17 protein-coding genes and 1 pseudogene are annotated in these 18,768 nt (G+C 69.5%); 9 read left to right on the forward strand and 9 right to left on the reverse strand.

Features of this window, described 5'->3' with window-relative positions; all coding sequences use genetic code 11:
- Nucleotides 1–18 precede the first annotated feature (18 nt).
- A complete protein-coding gene (locus ACIBK4_RS23795) occupies nucleotides 19–1,431 on the reverse strand; it encodes an ATP-binding protein (protein WP_398997232.1) in 1,413 nt (470 codons plus the stop codon).
- A gap of 9 nt (nucleotides 1,432–1,440) precedes the next feature.
- On the reverse strand, nucleotides 1,441–2,127 hold the full coding sequence (locus ACIBK4_RS23800; protein WP_318019219.1) for a response regulator transcription factor: 687 nt from the start codon (nucleotides 2,125–2,127) through the stop codon (nucleotides 1,441–1,443).
- A 289-nt stretch (nucleotides 2,128–2,416) separates the two neighbouring features.
- Between ACIBK4_RS23800 and ACIBK4_RS23805 the strand changes: the two genes are divergently transcribed.
- From ACIBK4_RS23805 to ACIBK4_RS23835, 7 genes are all read left to right on the forward strand, one after another.
- Entirely contained in the window at nucleotides 2,417–3,193 is a 777-nt protein-coding gene (locus tag ACIBK4_RS23805) for an amino acid ABC transporter ATP-binding protein (RefSeq protein WP_366098002.1), read from the forward strand.
- 106 nt (nucleotides 3,194–3,299) lie between these two features.
- A complete protein-coding gene (locus ACIBK4_RS23810; RefSeq protein ID WP_366436447.1) occupies nucleotides 3,300–4,133 on the forward strand; it encodes a glutamate ABC transporter substrate-binding protein in 834 nt (277 codons plus the stop codon).
- 76 nt (nucleotides 4,134–4,209) lie between these two features.
- Nucleotides 4,210–4,875: an amino acid ABC transporter permease gene (locus tag ACIBK4_RS23815; protein ID WP_366436448.1), complete on the forward strand. Its 666-nt coding sequence runs from the start codon at nucleotides 4,210–4,212 to the stop codon at nucleotides 4,873–4,875.
- Nucleotides 4,872–5,780: an amino acid ABC transporter permease gene (locus ACIBK4_RS23820; RefSeq protein ID WP_398997236.1), complete on the forward strand. Its 909-nt coding sequence runs from the start codon at nucleotides 4,872–4,874 to the stop codon at nucleotides 5,778–5,780. The genes ACIBK4_RS23815 and ACIBK4_RS23820 overlap by 4 nt, the downstream gene beginning before the upstream one ends.
- Nucleotides 5,781–6,325: 545 nt before the next feature.
- A complete protein-coding gene (locus tag ACIBK4_RS23825) occupies nucleotides 6,326–7,921 on the forward strand; it encodes an FAD-dependent monooxygenase (RefSeq protein WP_398997238.1) in 1,596 nt (531 codons plus the stop codon).
- Between the two features lie 241 nt (nucleotides 7,922–8,162).
- Nucleotides 8,163–8,702 carry a cysteine dioxygenase gene (locus ACIBK4_RS23830; protein WP_366436452.1) on the forward strand — a complete coding sequence of 180 codons (540 nt, stop codon included), beginning with the start codon at nucleotides 8,163–8,165 and terminating at the stop codon, nucleotides 8,700–8,702.
- Nucleotides 8,699–9,100, forward strand: coding sequence for a rhodanese-like domain-containing protein (locus tag ACIBK4_RS23835; protein WP_398997241.1), 402 nt, complete (start codon nucleotides 8,699–8,701; stop codon nucleotides 9,098–9,100). The genes ACIBK4_RS23830 and ACIBK4_RS23835 overlap by 4 nt, the downstream gene beginning before the upstream one ends.
- 73 nt (nucleotides 9,101–9,173) lie before the next feature.
- Here ACIBK4_RS23835 and ACIBK4_RS23840 read toward each other — a convergent pair whose 3' ends face one another.
- The 6 genes and pseudogenes from ACIBK4_RS23840 to recA all read right to left on the reverse strand — a co-directional run bounded on the left by ACIBK4_RS23840 (nucleotide 9,174) and on the right by recA (nucleotide 16,602).
- Entirely contained in the window at nucleotides 9,174–10,103 is a 930-nt protein-coding gene (locus tag ACIBK4_RS23840) for a sugar ABC transporter substrate-binding protein (RefSeq protein ID WP_398997242.1), read from the reverse strand.
- A 328-nt stretch (nucleotides 10,104–10,431) separates the two neighbouring features.
- A pseudogene (locus tag ACIBK4_RS23845) lies at nucleotides 10,432–11,712 on the reverse strand (ABC transporter permease); the annotation flags it as partial.
- 197 nt (nucleotides 11,713–11,909) lie between these two features.
- Nucleotides 11,910–13,481: an ABC transporter permease gene (locus ACIBK4_RS23850; RefSeq protein WP_398997244.1), complete on the reverse strand. Its 1,572-nt coding sequence runs from the start codon at nucleotides 13,479–13,481 to the stop codon at nucleotides 11,910–11,912.
- On the reverse strand, nucleotides 13,478–14,308 hold the full coding sequence (locus ACIBK4_RS23855) for an ArsR/SmtB family transcription factor (protein ID WP_398997246.1): 831 nt from the start codon (nucleotides 14,306–14,308) through the stop codon (nucleotides 13,478–13,480). The genes ACIBK4_RS23850 and ACIBK4_RS23855 overlap by 4 nt, the downstream gene beginning before the upstream one ends.
- Nucleotides 14,309–14,502: 194 nt before the next feature.
- Nucleotides 14,503–15,471: a recombination regulator RecX gene (recX, locus tag ACIBK4_RS23860; RefSeq protein ID WP_398997248.1), complete on the reverse strand. Its 969-nt coding sequence runs from the start codon at nucleotides 15,469–15,471 to the stop codon at nucleotides 14,503–14,505.
- Between the two features lie 3 nt (nucleotides 15,472–15,474).
- Nucleotides 15,475–16,602 (reverse strand): recombinase RecA, encoded by a 1,128-nt coding sequence (gene recA / locus ACIBK4_RS23865; protein ID WP_366436458.1) that lies wholly within the window; start codon nucleotides 16,600–16,602, stop codon nucleotides 15,475–15,477.
- A gap of 335 nt (nucleotides 16,603–16,937) precedes the next feature.
- Here recA and ACIBK4_RS23870 point away from each other — a divergent pair, with 335 nt between their 5' ends.
- Nucleotides 16,938–17,141, forward strand: a complete 204-nt coding sequence (locus tag ACIBK4_RS23870) for a hypothetical protein (protein WP_398997250.1) — start codon at nucleotides 16,938–16,940, stop codon at nucleotides 17,139–17,141.
- A 77-nt stretch (nucleotides 17,142–17,218) separates the two neighbouring features.
- Here ACIBK4_RS23870 and ACIBK4_RS23875 read toward each other — a convergent pair whose 3' ends face one another.
- Entirely contained in the window at nucleotides 17,219–17,830 is a 612-nt protein-coding gene (locus ACIBK4_RS23875) for a dihydrofolate reductase family protein (RefSeq protein ID WP_398997252.1), read from the reverse strand.
- Nucleotides 17,831–18,009: 179 nt separating this feature from the next.
- Here ACIBK4_RS23875 and ACIBK4_RS23880 point away from each other — a divergent pair, with 179 nt between their 5' ends.
- The gene (locus ACIBK4_RS23880) at nucleotides 18,010–18,756 is read left to right on the forward strand and encodes a hypothetical protein (RefSeq protein WP_398997254.1); all 747 of its coding nucleotides are present in this window, start codon (nucleotides 18,010–18,012) and stop codon (nucleotides 18,754–18,756) included.
- The last annotated feature ends 12 nt before the right edge of the window (nucleotides 18,757–18,768 follow it).

Here is an 18,768-nt window from a genome sequence, read left to right on the forward strand (position 1 = left end):
CGCCCCTGAGCCGCCCGTTCAGGCCGCAGGGCCGCTCCTGGGCACCGACACGGTCACCTTGAGGCCGTGCGGCTCGTGGTGGGCGTACGTGAGGGAGCCGCCGCCCGCGGCCAGCAGGACGTGGGAGATGGACAGGCCGAGGCCGGAGCCCTTGATGTTCTGGTGGCGGCCGCTGCGCCAGAAGCGGTCGCCGACGCGGGCGAGTTCGTCCTCGGTGAGGCCCGGGCCCTGGTCCGTGACGACGACGGTCGAGGTCTCGCCGTTCGACGCGACCGTCACCTCGACGGACTTGTCCTCGGGCGTGAACTTCACCGCGTTGTCGATCACCGCGTCCAGCGCGCTGGACAGCGTGACCGGGTCGGCCCAGGCCGTGGTGGGCGGGCAACTGCCCACCAGCCGGACGCCCTTGGCCTCGGCGGTCGGTGCCCAGGCCGCGACGCGCTCGGCGGTCAGCGCGCCGATGTCGGTGATCCTGAGGTCCGCGTCCGCGTGCTCGGCCAGGGCCAGGTCGAGCAGGTCGTCCAGGACCTGGGTCAGGCGTTTGCCCTCGGTGCGGACCGAGGCGATCTCGTCGTTGTCCTCCGGCAGTTCGAGTGCGAGCAGTTCGATGCGCAGCAGCAGCGCCGAGAGCGGGTTGCGCAACTGGTGCGAGGCGTCGGCGACGAAGGCGCGCTGCTGCTCCAGCACGTCCTCGACGTTGTCCGCCATCTCGTTGAACGAACGGGCCAGGCGCTGAAGTTCCGGCGGCCCGCCGGCGGCCGCGACCCGGGACTTGAGACGTCCGGTGGCGATGTCGTGGGTGGTGGCGTCGAGGACCCGTACGGGGCGCAGGACCCAGCCGGTCAGCCGTAGGGCCGCGCCGACGGCCAGCAGCATCGCGGCGATCTCGCCGGCGCCGATCGTCAGCCAGCCGCGCAGGGTCCGTGAACGCATCGGCCCGGTGGGCGAGTCGGTGACCACGACCGCGATGACGTCACCGTCCCGGATCACCGGCGAGGCGACGACCAGGCGGTGGCGCTGCCAGGGCCAGACCTGTTCCGGGTCGTGGCTGCGGCGGCTGAGGAGCGCCTCGGCGAACGCGTCGCGCACCTCGCCCGTCTTGGGCACCAGGAAGTCGTCCGGCGCGTTCGCCATGGAGGTGTCGGTGCGGTAGAAGACGCCCGCGCGGATGCCGTAGACCTCGTAGTAGCTGGCGAGTTCGCGGTCCAAGGTCTGCTGGCGTTCGTCCGGGGCCGTGTCCGCTGGGCGTGATCCCGTGGGCACGTCGGTGACGAACTGGGCGAGGGCCGCGAACCGCGCGGTGTCGTCGATCCGGTCGACGATCACCTTCTGCTGCTGCGCCTTGGCGACGCTGATGGCGAGCGGCACGCCGAGCGCGAGCAGAACGGCCGCCATCAGGACGATGAGCAGCGGGAGGAGACGTGTGCGCACCCGTGCCCGCTACGCGGCCGGAGCGACGAGCCGGTAGCCCACGCCTCGTACGGTCTCGATCAGCGCGGGCATCCGTAGCTTGGCGCGCAGGGACGCGACATGCACCTCCAGGGTGCGTCCCGTGCCCTCCCAACTGGTGCGCCACACCTCGCTGATGATCTGCTCCCGCCGGAACACCACTCCTGGGCGCTGTGCCAGCAGCGCCAGCAGATCGAACTCCTTGCGGGTCAGTTGGACGACCGAACCGTCCACGGTGACCTGCCGGGTGGGCAGTTCGATGCGCACCGGGCCGAGCCGCAGCGCGGTGTCGCCGTCGCCGCTCGCGTCCTCGTGGACGCTGCGCCGGCTGACGGCGTGGATACGGGCGAGCAGCTCCCCGGTGTCGTAGGGCTTCACTACGTAGTCGTCGGCTCCGAGGTTGAGGCCGTGGATGCGGGAGCGCACGTCGGAGCGGGCGGTCACCATGATCACCGGGGTGCTGGTGCGCTTGCGGATCTTGCCGCAGACCTCGTAGCCGTCCTGGTCGGGCAGGCCGAGGTCGAGAAGGACGACACCGAAGCCGTCGCTCTCGGGGACGAGTGCCTGGAGGGCCTCCTCGCCGCTGCGGGCGTGCGTGACGTCGAATCCGTGCCGCGCCAGGACCGCGGACAGAGCGGCGGCGACATGGTTGTCGTCCTCGACGAGGAGCAGTCTCATCCCGGCCCCCTCCGGTTCATCGTTCGTATGGTGTCGGGCTGTACAAAAGCACGTCTCACGCGCGCGTGCACCCAGGCAGTCACGCTGATGGACGAAGACGCCGTCAAGTGGGTTCCGGTTGCGCGCGGCTTCCGTTATCCAGCCGGTACGGATCCCGGCGACAAAGTGCTACGACTCGTGTCCGATTGCTATCCGATCGTGATGCTCAGATCTCGCTCAGATGTGATGACGCTGGTCGCACGGCCTCACTACTGTCCTCCGCAACCGACGAGGACGGAGCCAGCAAGCGATGACCGAAGTATCGGTGGCCAAGGAAGATGTGGCCGCGACCGGCGAACTCGTCGTCCTGAAGAGCGTCAACAAGCACTTCGGCGCGTTGCACGTTCTCCAGGACATCGATCTGACGATCGCCCGCGGCGAAGTCGTCGTGGTGATCGGGCCCTCGGGGTCCGGGAAGTCCACTCTGTGCCGCACCATCAACCGCCTGGAGACGACCGATTCGGGTTCGATCACGATCGACGGCAAGCCGCTGCCCCAGGAGGGCAGGGAGTTGGCCCGACTGCGTGCGGACGTCGGAATGGTCTTCCAGTCCTTCAACCTCTTCGCGCACAAGACCGTGCTCGAAAACGTGATGCTGGGCCAGATCAAGGTCCGCAAGGCCGACAAGAAGCAGGCCGAGGAGAAGGCCCGGGCGCTGCTCGACCGGGTCGGCGTGGCCACCCAGGCCGACAAGTACCCGGCCCAGCTGTCCGGCGGTCAGCAGCAGCGCGTCGCCATCGCGCGGGCGCTGGCCATGGACCCCAAGGTGATGCTCTTCGACGAGCCGACCTCGGCGCTCGACCCGGAGATGATCAACGAGGTGCTGGAGGTCATGCAGCAGCTCGCCCGGGACGGGATGACGATGATCGTCGTCACCCATGAGATGGGCTTCGCCCGCTCGGCCGCCAACCGAGTGGTCTTCATGGCCGACGGCCGCATCGTCGAAGAGGCCGTGCCGGACCAGTTCTTCAGCAACCCGCGCAGCGACCGGGCCAAGGACTTCCTGTCGAAGATCCTTCACCACTGACGACCACGCGCCTCGCACCACTTCCGCATCTCCGCCCATGACGGGCCCTCAAGCCCATGACGGGCCCTCAATTCTTCGCCTCCCTCAGTCTCGAAGGAAGTTCGCCATGCAGCTCCACAAGGCCACCGCCGCCTCGGCAGCCGTCCTCGCCCTCGCCCTGGCCGCCACGGCGTGCGGCTCCAGCGACAGCAAGGACAGCGGTTCCTCCGGCGGGAAGAAGATCACCGTCGGCATCAAGTTCGATCAGCCCGGTATCGGCCAGAAGACCCCGCAGGGCTACGCCGGCTTCGACGTGGACGTCGCCACCTACGTCGCCAAGAAACTCGGTTACAGCGCGAAGCAGATCGAGTGGAAGGAGTCCAAGAGCGCCGACCGCGAGACGATGCTGCAGCGCGGTGACGTGGACTTCATCGCCGCCTCGTACTCGATCACCCCGGAGCGCCAGAAGAAGGTCGACTTCGCCGGCCCGTACCTGCTCGCGCACCAGGACGTCCTGGTCCGCGCCGACGACAACTCCATCACGTCGCCGTCGTCCCTCAACAGCAAGAAGCTGTGCTCGGTGACCGGCTCGACCTCGGCCCAGAACGTCAAGGACACGCTGGCGCCCAAGGCCCAACTGCAGCAGTACCCGGCCTACTCGGCGTGTCTGACCGGTGTACAGAACGGTGCCATCGACGCGCTCACCACGGATGACGCGATCCTCGCCGGTTACGCCTCCCAGGCCCAGTACAAGGGCAAGTTCAAGCTCGGCGGCTTCAAGATGACCAACGAGAACTACGGCATCGGCGTCAAGAAGGGCAGCGACCTCAAGGCGAAGATCAACACCGCCCTGGAGTCGATGGTCTCCGACGGCTCCTGGGCCGCGGCCGTGAAGAAGAACTTCGGCCCGGCGAACTACAAGAACGAGCCCGCACCGAAGATCGGCGACATCAAGAGCTGAGGCAACGTCCCAGGGGTGCGCCGTTCCTGAGGGATGGCGTACCCGGGTATCCCTACACGCGGAAGCACGGGAGATCGTGTTCGACTTTCTTGAAGGTTACGACCTACTGGGCGCCTTCTGGACGACGGTGCAACTGACGCTGATCGCCGCCGTCGGCTCCCTGGTCTGGGGCACGTTGCTGGCCGCGATGCGCGTCGGCCCGATACCCCTGATGCGCGGTTTCGGCACCATATATGTGAATACCGTGCGGAACATTCCCTTGACCGTGATCATCCTGTTCACGTCACTGGGCCTGCACAACACCTTTGGCATCGACCTCGGTTCGAAGGTCATCGACACCGTCAACTTCCGGCTCGCTGTTCTCGGCCTCGTGGCCTACACGTCGGCGTTCGTGTGCGAGGCGGTGCGGTCCGGCATCAACACGGTGCCGGTCGGACAAGCGGAAGCGGCCCGCGCGATCGGTTTCAGCTTCTCGCAGGTGCTGCGGCTGGTCGTCCTGCCACAGGCGTTCCGTTCGTCCGTCGGCCCGCTGACGAACGTCCTGATCGCACTCACGAAGAACACCACGGTGGCCGCCGCGATCGGTGTCGCCGAGGCGGCGACCCTGATGAAGTCCATGGTCGAGAACGAGGCGCAGCTGATCCCGATCGCCGCGATCTTCGCCCTGGGCTTCGTGATCCTCACGTTGCCGACCGGCCTGATCCTCGGCTGGGTGGGCAAGAAGGTGGCGATAAAGCGATGAGTTCCGTTCTCTACGACGCCCAGGGGCCGCGCGCCAAACGGCGCAACGTGTTCTTCAGCGGCATCTTCGTGGTCGTCTTCGCGGCGGTGGCGTATTGGGTGTACGCCGGTCTCGACGACAAGGGCCAGCTCGAATGGGCCCTGTGGAAGCCGTTCTTCAGCGGCACCGAAGCGTGGTCCACCTACATCTGGCCGGGCCTGCAGAACACGTTGAAGGCCGCGGCCCTGGCCATGGTCATCGCATTCCCGCTCGGTGCCGTACTGGGCATCGCCCGGCTCTCCGACCACGCCTGGATCCGGGTACCGGTCTCGGTCGTGGTGGAGTTCTTCCGGGCCATCCCGGTACTGGTCCTGATGATCTTCGGACTCGCCCTCTACGCCAACTACACCGATGTCAGTTCGGACGACCGCCCGCTGTACGCGGTCGTCACCGGCCTCGTGCTGTACAACGCGGCGGTCCTCGCGGAGATCGTCCGGGCCGGCATCCTGTCCCTGCCCAAGGGCCAGTCCGAGGCAGCGATGGCGATCGGCCTGCGCAAGAACCAGGTCATGCGGCTCATCCTGCTGCCGCAGTCGGTCACGGCGATGCTGCCGGCCATCGTCAGCCAACTCGTCGTGATCGTGAAGGACACGGCCCTGGGCGGCGCAGTCCTCACTTTCCCGGAACTGCTCTCGTCGGCGAACACGATGATCGGTTACTACGGCAACACAATCGCGAGCTTCACGGTCGTTGCCGTGATCTTCATTGCGCTCAATTTCGCGCTCACGACTTTCGCGAGCCGACTGGAATCCAGGCTCAGGCGCAGCAAGAAGAGCACGGGTGCGGTGGTCGGAGTGGAAATGATCGACGACCTCGACGTCGTAGGCCATACCCTGCCCCGGTCGGGCGGCGGGATCAAGGAATAGGTTGCCTTTCCACACAATGGAGCGAAGGCAACTCGACGGATACGGCATCCCATCCGATTTCTGGATGGGACGCCGTATCCGTTGGATCGACTGGGTCGTCTTGCGGCTTGCAGATCACAGTCACTTTGCAGCTTCCGCCAGCCGACCACGTAACCGGGCGGCAGACTCCGCATTCAGCGAGAACCAGTGCGACGACATCTCAGGAAGAATCCGCCCGCGAAATAGTCCGTCGCCTGAGCCGCAGAGAGCAAGAGGTTCTACGCCTGGTCGCCCGGGGAACGCGCCGGGCTCGGTGCCCCTACACGTTTTCATGCCGCGCGGGAGGCATGGCTCGCACACAGCGCAAGCGCCGGGAGTGCGGCCTGTGCATCCCCAGTCGGCGCGCGGCTGACCGGTACAGGGATCCGCCCGGGCGCCACTCCCCTCCGTCACTTGACGCAAGCACCGGCAATAGGTTGCATACGTTCTGTGATCGTGCACCCTGCTCCAACTTCCTGTTCACATGCGTCCCTGAGGACACCGTCACGGGCAGGGGGCGCCGCACCGTGGACCCGGTGATCATCGTCGGGGCGGGGCCCGTCGGGCTCACGCTCGCCCTGGCACTGGCGCGGCAGGAGGTGCCCTCCGTCCTCCTCGACGAGGGTCCGGGCAAGGACGAACCGCGCCCCGCGCGCACCGTCGTTCTGCGGGAGGACACCGCAGCACTCCTGGAGCGACTGACCGGCGCACCCCTCGCCGAGCTCGGAACGCGCTGGGCCGGATGGCGGTCGATGCGGCGCAAGCAGGTGATGCGCGAGATCACGTTCGACGAGACCGAGCCCGCCCCCCTGCACATCGCCCAGCACGTCCTCACCGGCGCCCTCCGGCAGGCCCTCGCGGGCGAGCGGCTCGTGAAGATCGCCACGGACAACCGCCTCGACTCGCTCGAACAGGAGCCCTCCGGCGTCACCGCCCACACCCGCGGCCCCAAGGGCACCTGGTGGCGCGGCAGTTACCTGGTCGGCTGCGACGGCCCGCGCTCGACCGTGCGCAAACTCCTCGACATCCGCTTCCCCGGCCGCACGGCGGTGGAGCGACACGCCGTGGCCGCGCTGCGCACGGAACTTCCGTGGCCCGACCAGGCGTTGTTGCATCGGGTGCCGCCGTGGCGGACGTCCGGACCCTCGGCCGGGGAGGTCACCGGACGCCCCCTCCCGGACGGCGTGTGGCGCCTGGACTGGCTGCTGCCGCCGGGCAAGGACCTGGTCACCCCCGAGCTGCTGCTGGCCCGCATCAGGGAGACGCTCGCGGGCTGGACCGAGGGCCCGACCCCGCCGTACGAACTGCTCGACACCGGTGTGCACACCGTGCACCACCGGCTCGCGCGGCGGTGGCGGGTGGGGCGGGTGTTTCTCGCCGGGGACGCGGCGCATCTGCTGGGGGCGCTCGGGACGCAGGGGCTGGACGAGGGGCTGCGGGACGCCGACAACCTCGCTTGGAAGCTGGCACCGGCCTGGCACCACGGGCCGCACGAGGCGCTGCTCGACAGTTATCAGGCGGAACGGCGGGCGGTCGTGGCCGCCCGGCTGCGCGCCGCCGACCAGGCGCTGCCGATGGTGCGCGGCGGCGCCGGGCTGCGCGCGGTCGTGCCCGGCTCGGCCCGCGGCCATGACGTGCTGCTCACAGACGGTCACTTGGGGCACGGCGCGCTCGGTGCGCCTGGGGCGTACGCCGACTCGCCCCTCGCGCCCCGGCACATCGAGGCGGAGGTCCCCGTGGACACCCCGCCGGGCGCGCCGGTCACCGATGTCCTGGTCACCGCCGAGGACGGCGCCTTCGTACGGCTGCGGGACCGTCTCGGGCGCGGCTCCCTGCTGGTCGTCCTGGTCGCGCCGGGCACGGGCGTGTGGGAGCGCAAGCACTGGGTGACCGCCGGAATCATGCCCCGCCTGGCGGCCGCCGTGACGGCGCTGCCGCACCCGGCCGAGCTGCTGGTCGCCGAGAGCTACCCGGGCGCCGCCGCCCACACCGTCCTCCTCGTACGGCCCGACGGACACCTGGTCACCGCGCTGAGCGGGGTGCGTCCGGCCGACCTGTACGCGGCGGCCGAGGCGACCCTCGGCGGCCCTGCGAAGACGGAGGCCACAGCCGGCTCGCGCTGAGACCCGCGTATCCGAACTGTCCACATAGTGACGCTGAGTTGACCGGCCAGCACCGCCGTGCTGTACTCCGGACCATGACCGACACCTCTGTCCACCTCTGGCGGAAGGTCCACCTGGACCTCGTCCGCTACGTGGGCTGCGTGTGTCTCGTCGCCTGCTGAATTCGCATCTCTCTCACCCGCGCGCGCCACTGTCGTGATGCCTGCGCGCACCCTCGCGAACACTCATCAGGACGGTGCACGTGTCTGTCTCCCCTTCTGCCCCCGTGTCCCCCGCCGCGCCCTCCCAGGCCCCGACGCAAGCCGACCTGCTCGACTTCGTCCGGCGTACGGCCGCCGACGCCGAGCTCATCGCCTCACTCCCCCTCGACCCCGAGGGCCGCACCTGGGTGCGGCTCGAAGGTCCCGGCGGCAGCGAGGCGTGGCTGATCGGCTGGCCGCCCGGCAGCGGGACGGGCTGGCACGACCACGCCGAGTCGGTCGGCGCCTTCCTCACCGCCGCCGGTGAGCTCAAGGAGAACTCGCTCGCCGCCCGGCTCCCGAGCAACGGCTGGAAGACCCTCGAACTGGAGGAGGGCGTGGACCGCGAACGGCGCCTGCCGACCGGCAAGGGCCGCGCCTTCGGTCAGCACCACGTCCACGAGGTGCTCAACGAGTCCTCCGAAGAGCACGCGATCTCCGTCCACGCCTACTACCCGCCGCTCCCGCAGATCCGCCGCTACAGCCGCACGGGCCCGGTGCTGCGCCTGGAGCAGGTCGAGCGCCCGGCGGACTGGCAGTGAGTGCCGTACGCGAACAGCCGCCCGGCATAGACGAGTTGCTGGAGCGGGTACGCGCGGACTACGAACGCATCGACGCGCGAGCGGCGTACGAAGCTGCCCGCGACGGCGACGCCCTCCTGGTCGACATCCGCTACGCCGCCCTGCGCGACCGGGACGGTCTGATCCCCGGCGCCCTGGTCGTCGAGCGCAACGAACTGGAGTGGCGCCTCGACCCCCGGGGCAGCCACCGTGCTCCCGAAGCCACCGACCACGACCTGCGCATCGTGGTGATCTGCAACGAGGGCTACGCGTCCACCCTGGCAGCGGCGTCCCTGCACCAACTGGGCCTGCACCGCGCGACGGACCTCGTCGGCGGCTTCCAGTCCTGGAAGGCGGCGGGACTGCCTGTCACACCGTAGACACTCTGTCTATGAAAAGGCGGTCTGTCACGTTCTGGACATCATGTCTACGACGTGACAGTCCGGGCCCCGTTCACGACCCGTCGGAGGGGCAGTAGAGCGGGGCGGTGTCCGCGTTGGACCTGGTGATCAGGCGGGCCGGCGTGGTGGCGATCTTCTCCACCTTCTCCTTACGGAGAAGGCTGATGGTGTTGGTGACGGCCAGTTCGCCGGTGTCCTTGGCCGAGTTGGAGACGGTGGCGGCGAAACGGCCGTCCTTGAGGGCGGCCAGCGCCTCGTCGGTTCCGTTGACCGTCACGATCTTGACCTTCTTGCCGCCGGCCGCGTCGAAGGCCTTGCGGGCGGCGAACGCCATCTCCTCGTTGGCGACGAAGACGTAGTCCAGATCGGGGTGCGCCTTGATCATGCCCTCGGCGACGATCTTCGCTTTGGCGGCGACGAACATGGCGGGCTGGTTCGCGACCACCTTCGCGTTCGCCGGCAGCCCCTTGGTGAAACCGCCGACGAGGAGGTCGGAGGCGGCTCCGGGGGCGCCCGCGATGACACCCACCTGCACCTCACGCCCCGCCGCGTCGTCCTTGATCCAGTCGGCGTCCAGCTTGCCCACCGTCTTCAGGTCGACGACGACGGCCCCGAGGATGTCGTTCGGGTCGGCGCTGACCGAGGTCAGGAAGATCGGGATGTGCGCGCTCTTGGCCTTGGCGATGTCGCTCTTGAGCGCGGTGGTGTTGACGGTCTGCACGATGATCGCGTCGACATGGCGCGCGATCATGTTCTGGATGTTGGCCAGCTCCTGCGAGGCGTCCTGATGCGAGTCGGCCGTGACGAGCTTCGCGAAGTTGCTCTTGGCCGTGTTCTCGATCGACTCCTGGAGACAGGTGTGGAACTCGGTGCTGCCGCCGTTGACGAACCCGAGGATGGTGGGCCCGTCGTCGGCGGGCGTGGCACTGGACTCCAGTCCGCAGCCGCTCAGTAAGAGACCGGTTCCGACCAGGAGGACCACCAGTGTTCTTCGGTGGTGAGCGGACAGGGACAACGGGGGCCGCCTTTCAGGGCGTACGAGGACCGGTCGGCGAAGCGGCCGGGGGCACTCGGGCAGGCCTGACTGCGGCTCAGCAGGCGGGGAGGGCCGAGGGCTCAGCGAGCGGGGGACCTGAGGACCTGGGGTCGGCAGCAGAAGCTACCCCCGCGCCAAACATCCGCACCCTCCACGGAACGCACACTAAGCCTGCGCAACGCGCACCCTTCGGTGAGGCGGGCGGCCCCTGGGACGGATGCCTGACGGTTCCCCTCGCGCGCGCCCAGTACGCACTCCCGGCGGCTTCCCGCGCTCACTCCTTGGCGGTCGCCACCGTGACCGCCCGGACGCGGAGCGCCGCTCGTCCCGGCAGTGCCGTGGCGACGAGAGCGAGGGTTCCGGCCACCGCGACTACCGTGAGATACACGAGGGGTGTGACCGACGGTGCTGCCCGGCCGGTCATGCCGATGCTGAACGCGGTCAGGACGGCCAGGGCGATACCGCTGCCGAGGGCCGTGGCGAGCGACAGCACAGACAACGCCTCGGTGCGCAGCATCCGCAGCACCTGTCGGCGGGTCGCCCCGGCGAGGCGGAGCAGCGCGAACTCCCGGACACGCTCCGCGACCGACATGGCGAGCGTGTTGACCACGGCGATGGCCGTGAACGCCAGAACGAGGCCCATGGCCAGGTAGTTGACCTAGGCGTTCTCCTGCCCGCGCTGCGCCTGGAGCGATTCGGCGGCGGCCGGCGCGAGAATCTGGACGCCCGGGAACTCACGGAGGGTAGTCGCGAGTTGTGTCTGTGTACGGGTCGTGCTGACGAGGACGGAGGAGGAGAGCGGGTTGTCGACGTGCCGGGCGACGAGATCGTGCGCGAGGGTGAGATCCCCGAAGCCGAGGCCTCTGGCGTAGACGGCGACGACGGTGAGCGTGCGGGGCGTACCGTCGCCGAGCGTCAGTTTCAGGGTGCTGCCGGGCCTCAAGTGGAGCTGGTCCGCCGCCAGTTCGCTTACGGCCGCAGTGCGCTCGGTGAGCCCGCCGAGCGATCCTGCGGTGACGTCGGGGTCCCAGGTACGGATGAGTCCGGCGGGCGTGACACCTTGCGCCGCGTATTTGGCCAGGCCCACACGGACGGTCGTACGGACGACTTCGGTGACGACGTCGTGCGGCGCGCGCAGATGCCGTGCGGCCTCGGCCGGAACGCCGGGCCCTTGAGAGGCGACGACCCAGTCGGCGCGAACGCCCTCGCGGACCTGGGCGCGGGCGGCGTCACCAAGGGTGGGCTGGACGAACAGAACGGTGCAGGTCATGCCGATCAGGAGGGTGAGAGGAGTGACGACGGAGGCCATGCGGGTGGCATTGCCCCGAAGGTTGGCGACAGCGAGCCGACCACACGGGCCGGTACGCCGGAGCGGGCCACCGACCACGAGGGTGGCTGCCTTGACGAGGACTGGTCCGAGGAGGGCGACGGAGGTGGAAAGGACAACAACGGCGAGGAAGGTCACGGGAGTTGAGGCGGGTTCGGTACGGAGCTGACTGAGCAGGGCGACCAGGGTGACGCCGAGGGCGAGGAGAACCAGGCCGGCGAGGAGGCGGGCGGAGGTGTGCGTGTGTGGGGTGCGGGTGTGGGGGCGGCTGCGGGCGGCCCGGGGAAGTTTGATCCGGGTGCGGGTGGAGTGGTCCCGGGTGGGGCAGGGGTGTTCGGGGCTGCTGGCTTCGGGGTGGGTTCGGGAGGTGGCTTCGGCTCCGGGGTGGGCTTGAGGACTGCCTTGCGCTCCGGTTCTGGGGCCGGCTACAGGGTCCACTGCTGCTTGGGGCTCGGCTTCGGCTCCGGGGCGGACTCGGAGTTCAGGACCAGCTCCGGCCTCAGCTCCGGGGCCGAATCCAGGTTCGGCTTCGTTTCGAGGTTCGGCTCCAACTCCAACTCCGGCTCCGGCTCCGGCTCCGGGGTGCGCTCGGGGTTCGGGGTGCGCTCGGGGTTCGGGATCGGCTGCGGCTTCGACTCCGCGTCCAGGTTCCGCCCCAGGTTCGCCCCCCCCGCTTCGGAGAGTGCCTGCGCCGGGTGTATCCGGGAGATTCGGCGGGAGGCGATCCGGGCCGCGGCCCAGGCGCCGAGCACGGTCACGGCGAAAGCGGCCAGTGGTGGGACGACGCCAGAGGTGTGCTGAAGCGTGGCGGGGACGGCGCCCAGGGCGACGAACCTGTCGTAGAGCCAAGCACCCAGGGGTATCCCGAGCAGGGCGCCCGCGACTCCGGCGACCGTGCCGACGATCAGGGCCTCGCGGCCGAGGAGTTTGCGGATCTGGCCGGAGGTGGCGGCCACCGCGCGGAGCAGGGCGAGTTCGCGGTGACGCTGTTGGACGGAGAGCGCGAAGGTGCCGACGACCACGAGGATCGCCACGAGCAGCGAGGTACCACCCATCGCGCCGCCCATGCTGACCAGCTTGATCCTGGCTGTGGCGGCGTCCAGGAACTCGACGGGGCCGCGGGCGTCGCCGGTGGTGACCTGGGCGGTGGCTCCGGCCCGAGCGGTGAGGTCGTGCGGGGCACCGGAACCGGCGTGTGGTGCGGTTGTATCGGTGTGCGGTGCGGTGTCGGCATGCAGGGCGGTGGATCCGTGGAGTGCCGCGACGACCGCCTGCCGTAGGCGGGCTGTGCTCGTACCCTTGGTCGGGAGTACGCCGAACGCCGTGACCTGCCCGGGGTGCGCGGCCAGTCGGCGGGCCTCGGTGGTGGAGAAAAAGAGCGAGGTCTGATGGCGTACGGCCGTGGCGGGAGCGGCGATTCCGGTGATCCGGTAGCTACGCGGAGCCTGCGTCGACTGGACGGTGAGCCGGTCGCCGGGCCGGAGCCGGGCCCGTTCGGCGAGGTCACGGTCGATGACGAGATCGGTCGCGGCCTGCGGAGCGCTGCCAGTCACGAGGCGGTACGGCGTCAGCGCCGCAGAGTCCCAGGCGTGCCCGTAGGAGGTCTTGCCGCCGGTGTCCATGCCTGTGCCGATTGGTGTCAACGGCTGTGCTAGGAAGGTCAGTTCGGGGATGACACGCGCTACACCCGGTGTGCTTGTGAGCGTGCCCTCCAGGCTCGCGGGGAGCCAGGCGCGCTCGGCGATCGGTTTCGCCTTGTGCTTGATCTTGGTCTTGCCCTTCTTGTGCTTGACGGTGGTCCGGTGGACGTTCTGGTCGGCGGAGACCACGACGGGGCTCGCCGCATAGCGCTCGGTACGGATGGTGCCGCGCAGACCGGTGTCGAGGAGGGTGCCGCAGGCCGTGATGAGGGCGGCCGCGCACATCAGGGCGAGGAATGCGCCGAGGAAACCTGCCTTGCGGGCGCGGACGGACCGGAGGGCGTAGCGCAGCATCATGAGGGCTCGGTCTCATTTCTGTTGTGTACCGGGTCGGCGTCGGCGGGACTCGCAAGGGCGGCCACGACTCCGGCGCCGGCACCAGTCCCCTCATCCGCGCACACACCCGCACCCGTATCGGCATCGGTGACAGGCGTCGGAAAGGCCAGGAACCGGGTGAGTACCGTGCGTGCGCCGGCCGGTGTCTCGGCTTCGGGACGCTTGTAGCGGTTGAGGAGGGCGATGTACTCCTCGAAGAACGCGCGGAGTTCGGGCGGGGTCAGCCGGATGGTGCCGCGTGAGTACGGGAACGCGTCCGCCCACGGCCCGGTCTCGGCGGAGTCCCGCTGGAACTGCTCGAAGAGCTCCAGATCGGCGGCGTACGCATGATGGTTGAGCTCGTCCATGACGTGCCGCATCTCGGCACTCTGACGGCTGCGCGGTGGAAACCGGCGGTCACCGGGAATGGCCCGCCACCAGCGCTCGCGACCATGACCGGGCGTGCGCTCCGCCCCCGTGCTCGTCCCGGTTTCCGCGTCCCCCTCGGCAACTCCCGCTCCCCCACCCCGCGTTGCTGCCTCCGTTGCCGTCTCCGTCTCCTCGACAAGGCCGTAGCGAGCGAGTTCACGCAGGTGGTAGCTGGTGGATCCGGTGTTCAGGCCCAGCGCGCGGGCGAGCGTGGCCGAGGTCGCGGGGCCGTGCAGGGTGAGGTGCTGGAGCATGCGCTGGCGGCGGGGCTGCGCGAGGGCCTTCAGCGCGGCGAGATCGGAGAGTTCGACCGGTGCGGGGGCCGTCGGCGTCCGCTCGGTGGGCGTTTCCGCGCCGGGTGTGCCGGGTTCCTGTGCCATGCGTACACAGTCGTTTGTGCACAGGTGTCTGTGCACTGCGGCAATCCGGCGTCTTCAGCCGGGGGTTAGCCCTACCCCCGGCCATCACCCCGGTGCTTGCCTGAACGCGGTCGGCGCCCCCGCGCGTCCACCGTGTCCAGGACGTTCGCACCATCGAGGGGTCAGAAGAGGGGCAGAACCGGATCGACTCCGGATCAGTACCCCTCGTCACCCTCGTCCCCGAGGAACTCCGTGTCCTCGCCCTCTTCCTCCAGCGCCTGCCGGACCACTCTGAGGGCCATGCCCTGGGAGTAGCCCTTGCGGGCCAGCATGCCCGCGAGGCGGCGCAGCCGCTTGTCGCGGTCGAGGCCCCGGGTGGACCGCAGTTTGCGGTCGACCAGTTCGCGGGCCGTCGTTTCCTCCTGCTCGGAGTCGAGCTGGGAGACGGCCTCGTCGATCAGCGTCGAGTCGACGCCCTTGGTGCGCAGCTCCTGGGCGAGCGCGCGCCGGGCCAAGCCGCGGCCGTGGTGCCGGGACTCCACCCAGGCGTCCGCGAACGCGCCGTCGTTGATGAGCCCGACCTCCTCGAACCGCGACAGCACCTCGTCCGCCACCTCGTCCGGGATCTCCCGCTTGCGCAGGGCGTCCGCGAGTTGCTTGCGGGTGCGCGGGTTCCCGGTGAGCAGGCGCAGGCAGATTCCCCGCGCCCGCTCAGCCGGGTCCGCCGGCGGCTCCTCCTTCTCGGCCCTCGACGAGGAGAAGTCACCCCCGTCCTCTCCGGACGACTCGCCGAAGCCGCGACCACGGCGCCCACGCCTACCGCGTGCGCCGTCACCGCGCGCCGTAGACTCTCGTGAACCGCCCTCGCCACGCGCTCCCCGGCTGCGGCGCGAGCCGCGGCCGGGTGCATCGTCGTCAGACCCGTCGCCGGGCGAACTGCCGCCTGGCGCCGAGCTCCTGAAAGGCCGACCGGTGCCCGCCGAACCATCGCCGAGCTCCGGGCCGCCGAAAGGCGGACCGGCCTCACCGGCGAAACCGCCGGCCGACCACTCGCCGTACGGTTCGTCGCCGTACGGCTCCTCGGGTACGCCGTCCGCACCGTAGGCCAGGCCGTCGCCACCTCCCCCGCGCCCCTGCGGGGCGCCGGGATACGCGTACTCGGCCCAGTCCGTTCGTCGTGTCACGGGTCAGCTCTTGGCTGCCGTGGCCTTGGCCTTGGTGGTCTTGGCCGCGGCCGGAGCGGGCACCGCCTTGGCGGCGTCGTCCGGGGCGGTGGAGACCGCCGCGTCCGCGACCGGCTCGGTGGCGGGCGTCTCCGGGCGGACGCCCACGCCCAGCTTCTCCAGGATCTTCTTCTCGATCTCGTTGGCCAGGTCGGGGTTGTCCTTCAGGAAGTTGCGCGCGTTCTCCTTGCCCTGGCCGAGCTGGTCGCCCTCGTACGTGTACCAGGCGCCGGCCTTGCGGACGAAGCCGTTCTCCACGCCCATGTCGATCAGGCCGCCCTCGCGGCTGATGCCCTGGCCGTAGAGGATGTCGAATTCGGCCTGCTTGAAGGGCGGGGCGACCTTGTTCTTGACGACCTTGACGCGGGTGCGGTTGCCGACCGCGTCCGTGCCGTCCTTCAGGGTCTCGATACGGCGGATGTCGAGTCGCACCGAGGCGTAGAACTTCAGCGCGCGGCCACCGGTCGTGGTCTCCGGCGAGCCGAACATCACGCCGATCTTCTCGCGGAGCTGGTTGATGAAGATCGCGGTGGTCTTGGACTGGTTGAGCGCACTCGTGATCTTCCGCAGGGCCTGGCTCATCAGACGGGCCTGCAGACCGACGTGGCTGTCACCCATCTCGCCCTCGATCTCCGCGCGCGGGACGAGCGCCGCGACGGAGTCGATGACGATGAGGTCGAGCGCGCCGGAGCGGACCAGCATGTCCACGATCTCCAGAGCCTGCTCGCCGTTGTCCGGCTGGGACAGGATCAGGTTCTCGATGTCGACGCCGAGCTTCTTCGCGTACTCGGGGTCGAGTGCGTGCTCGGCGTCGATGAAGGCCACCTGGCCGCCGGCCCGCTGGGCGTTCGCCACCGCGTGCAGGGTCAGGGTCGTCTTTCCGGAGGACTCCGGGCCGTAGACCTCCACCACTCGGCCGCGCGGCAGGCCGCCGACGCCGAGGGCGACGTCCAGTGCGGTCGACCCGGTGGGGATGACCTCGATGGGCTCGTTCGGCCGCTCGCCCAGGCGCATCACCGCGCCCTTGCCGAATTGCCGTTCAATCTGTGCGAGCGCGGCGTCCAACGCCTTCTCGCGGTCGGTTCCTGCCATGGGTTCCACCCGGTTTGCTTGAGTCGATCGCTTCACGTCAAAGACGCTAACGCCTGCCACTGACAATGCGCCCCGACGCCCGTCCGGCCTGTGGATAACTCGGACACTTCACCATCAAAAGCCTGCCGAAATGCCCGTCATGGCCTCGCCGGAGCTTCCATAAGAATGGATGTTCGATTTTCGTGTCAAGCGCACCACGCGGCACTCGCGTCATCGATGTCCGGTGACTCCGAGCGTCGTGGCGACGCTTCGAACGAGATGGAAATCCTTCCCGTGCCGGAGGTCGGGCCCGTTGACTGACGGCAGCCAACGGCAACCGACGCAGGGAGAGTTCGATGAAGACGTGGAAGCGCGCGGGGATCGCCGCCGTACTGGCCGCGGCGGCCGTCGGCACCATGAGTCCGGTGGCATCGGCCGCCCCCATGCCGTGGGAGACCAGCCGCGTGCATCAGCCCGCGCCGACACAGAGCACGGCGATCACCTCGGCCGTCGGGACCAGCACCGTCAGCGTCCTGTGCGGTGATCCTTGCTACCAGTAGGGCCCTTCGCGAGCGCCGCACGCTGCTGAACCGTGGGACGTCCCGGCGCGCCTTCGAACCCCGAGACCACAGGACGGTCACGTCCCGACCGGCCGACAGCGCACGTTCACCGCGGCCGCGTGGTCGTCGCCGTTCAGCAGCCCGAGCCTGACCGGGGCGCCGCCGGGGTTGTCGTAGAGCCGGATGCCGTCGCCGAGCAGTACCGGCACGATGTGCAGGTCGATCTCGTCGATCAGTCCGCGCTCCAGGAGTTGTCGGCCGATCGTGGGCGAGAGCACTTCGAGGTTCTTGCCGCCGGCGGCCTCCAGCCCGATGCGTACGGCCTCGGCCACATCGCAGTCCAGGAAGGTCACCCCGGGGACGGGCGGCGCGTCGTCAGGGTGGTGCGTGAGGACGAACACCGGCCCCTGCCACGCGCCCCCGTAGACACCGTCGGCATCGGGGAACGCGTCGAAGCCGTCCCGGCCGCCCAGTACGGCACCGGTCGTAGCCACGTACTCCTCAACGAGGCCGGCCCGGAACGAGAACCCCGTCATCCAGTCCATCGCGTGGCCCGGCCCCGCCACGAACCCGTCCAGCGACATCGTGAAGTGCCACAGCACCTTGCCCGCAGCGGTCTGTCGCCCCGTGTCCGCCAACTGCGAGGCGGGTGTGATGTCGACGTTCTGCAGGGCCTTTGCGGTGGACATGATCGATCCTCGCTTCGTGGGTCACCGTTCCGCGGATTCCGGGCGGCTCTCACCTCCATGGACCCGACGCGCCCCCGAAACTCATCGCGATGCTTCCAGGAGCACTACTTCCGCCGTCGTACGGCGGGTGCCTTCGGCCGTACGACGACTGCGGGGCGGGTTCCCGCGAGGCTCGGGCCATGAAGCTCCCCGTACGCCCCGCCGAGCGGCTCTGCCATGTGACCGGCGCCGTGTTGATCCTCTCCGGGCTGGTGCACCTGGGGGTGTTCGCGGTCGACGGCGGTCCCTGGTACGGGCCCGTCTCCTGGCGCAAGCCCGTCACGTTCGGGCTCTCCTTCGGGGCCACGCTGATCGCGGTCACCTGGGTCACGTCGTATCTGCGCATCGGGGTCCGCCTGCGCACCGTGCTGCTCGTCGTGTTCGCCGCCGACTGTGTCGTGGAAGTCGGCGGCATCACCCTCCAGGCGTGGCGCCGGGTGCCGTCGCACCTCGACATGGAGACGCCCTTCGACACGGCGGTGTCCATGACGCTCGCGGTGGGCGGCGGTGTCCTCGTGGTGCTGCTCACCGTGTTCGCGGTGGCGTCCTTCCGGCACCGGCCGACGGGTCCTACGGGGATGGCGCTCGCGGTGCGTTCCGGGTTCGCGATCCTGCTCGTGGCGCTGGCCTCGGGCGCCGCGATGATCGCGCGCGGGGTCGTCCTCGCCCGGACCGGCCACCAGGAGGCGGCGTACCACTCGACGGCCCTGCTCAAGCCGCTGCACGGGGTGAGCCTGCACGCCGTCCTGGTCCTACCGGCCTTGGCCTGGCTGCTGTCCCGCACGTCCTGGAGCGAGGCGGTAAGGCGGCGGACGATGATCGTCGCGGTCGGCTGTTACGTGGTCGCGGTGGCCGGGGCCGGGGTGTGGGCGGTGCTCACGTACTGACCGCGACGCCGC

The organism is Streptomyces sp. NPDC050528 (assembly GCF_044457795.1).
Lineage (GTDB): Bacteria > Actinomycetota > Actinomycetes > Streptomycetales > Streptomycetaceae > Streptomyces.

Coding starts and splice junctions, on each gene's coding strand:
- ACIBK4_RS23800 (WP_318019219.1), bottom strand. CDS start 2,127: ATGAGACTGCTCCTCGTCGAGGACGACAACCATGTCGCCGCCGCTCTG.
- ACIBK4_RS23805 (WP_366098002.1), top strand. CDS start 2,417: ATGACCGAAGTATCGGTGGCCAAGGAAGATGTGGCCGCGACCGGCGAA.
- ACIBK4_RS23810 (WP_366436447.1), top strand. CDS start 3,300: ATGCAGCTCCACAAGGCCACCGCCGCCTCGGCAGCCGTCCTCGCCCTC.
- ACIBK4_RS23820 (WP_398997236.1), top strand. CDS start 4,872: ATGAGTTCCGTTCTCTACGACGCCCAGGGGCCGCGCGCCAAACGGCGC.
- ACIBK4_RS23850 (WP_398997244.1), bottom strand. CDS start 13,481: ATGATGCTGCGCTACGCCCTCCGGTCCGTCCGCGCCCGCAAGGCAGGT.
- ACIBK4_RS23855 (WP_398997246.1), bottom strand. CDS start 14,308: ATGGCACAGGAACCCGGCACACCCGGCGCGGAAACGCCCACCGAGCGG.
- recA (WP_366436458.1), bottom strand. CDS start 16,602: ATGGCAGGAACCGACCGCGAGAAGGCGTTGGACGCCGCGCTCGCACAG.
- ACIBK4_RS23870 (WP_398997250.1), top strand. CDS start 16,938: ATGAAGACGTGGAAGCGCGCGGGGATCGCCGCCGTACTGGCCGCGGCG.
- ACIBK4_RS23875 (WP_398997252.1), bottom strand. CDS start 17,830: ATGTCCACCGCAAAGGCCCTGCAGAACGTCGACATCACACCCGCCTCG.
- ACIBK4_RS23880 (WP_398997254.1), top strand. CDS start 18,010: ATGAAGCTCCCCGTACGCCCCGCCGAGCGGCTCTGCCATGTGACCGGC.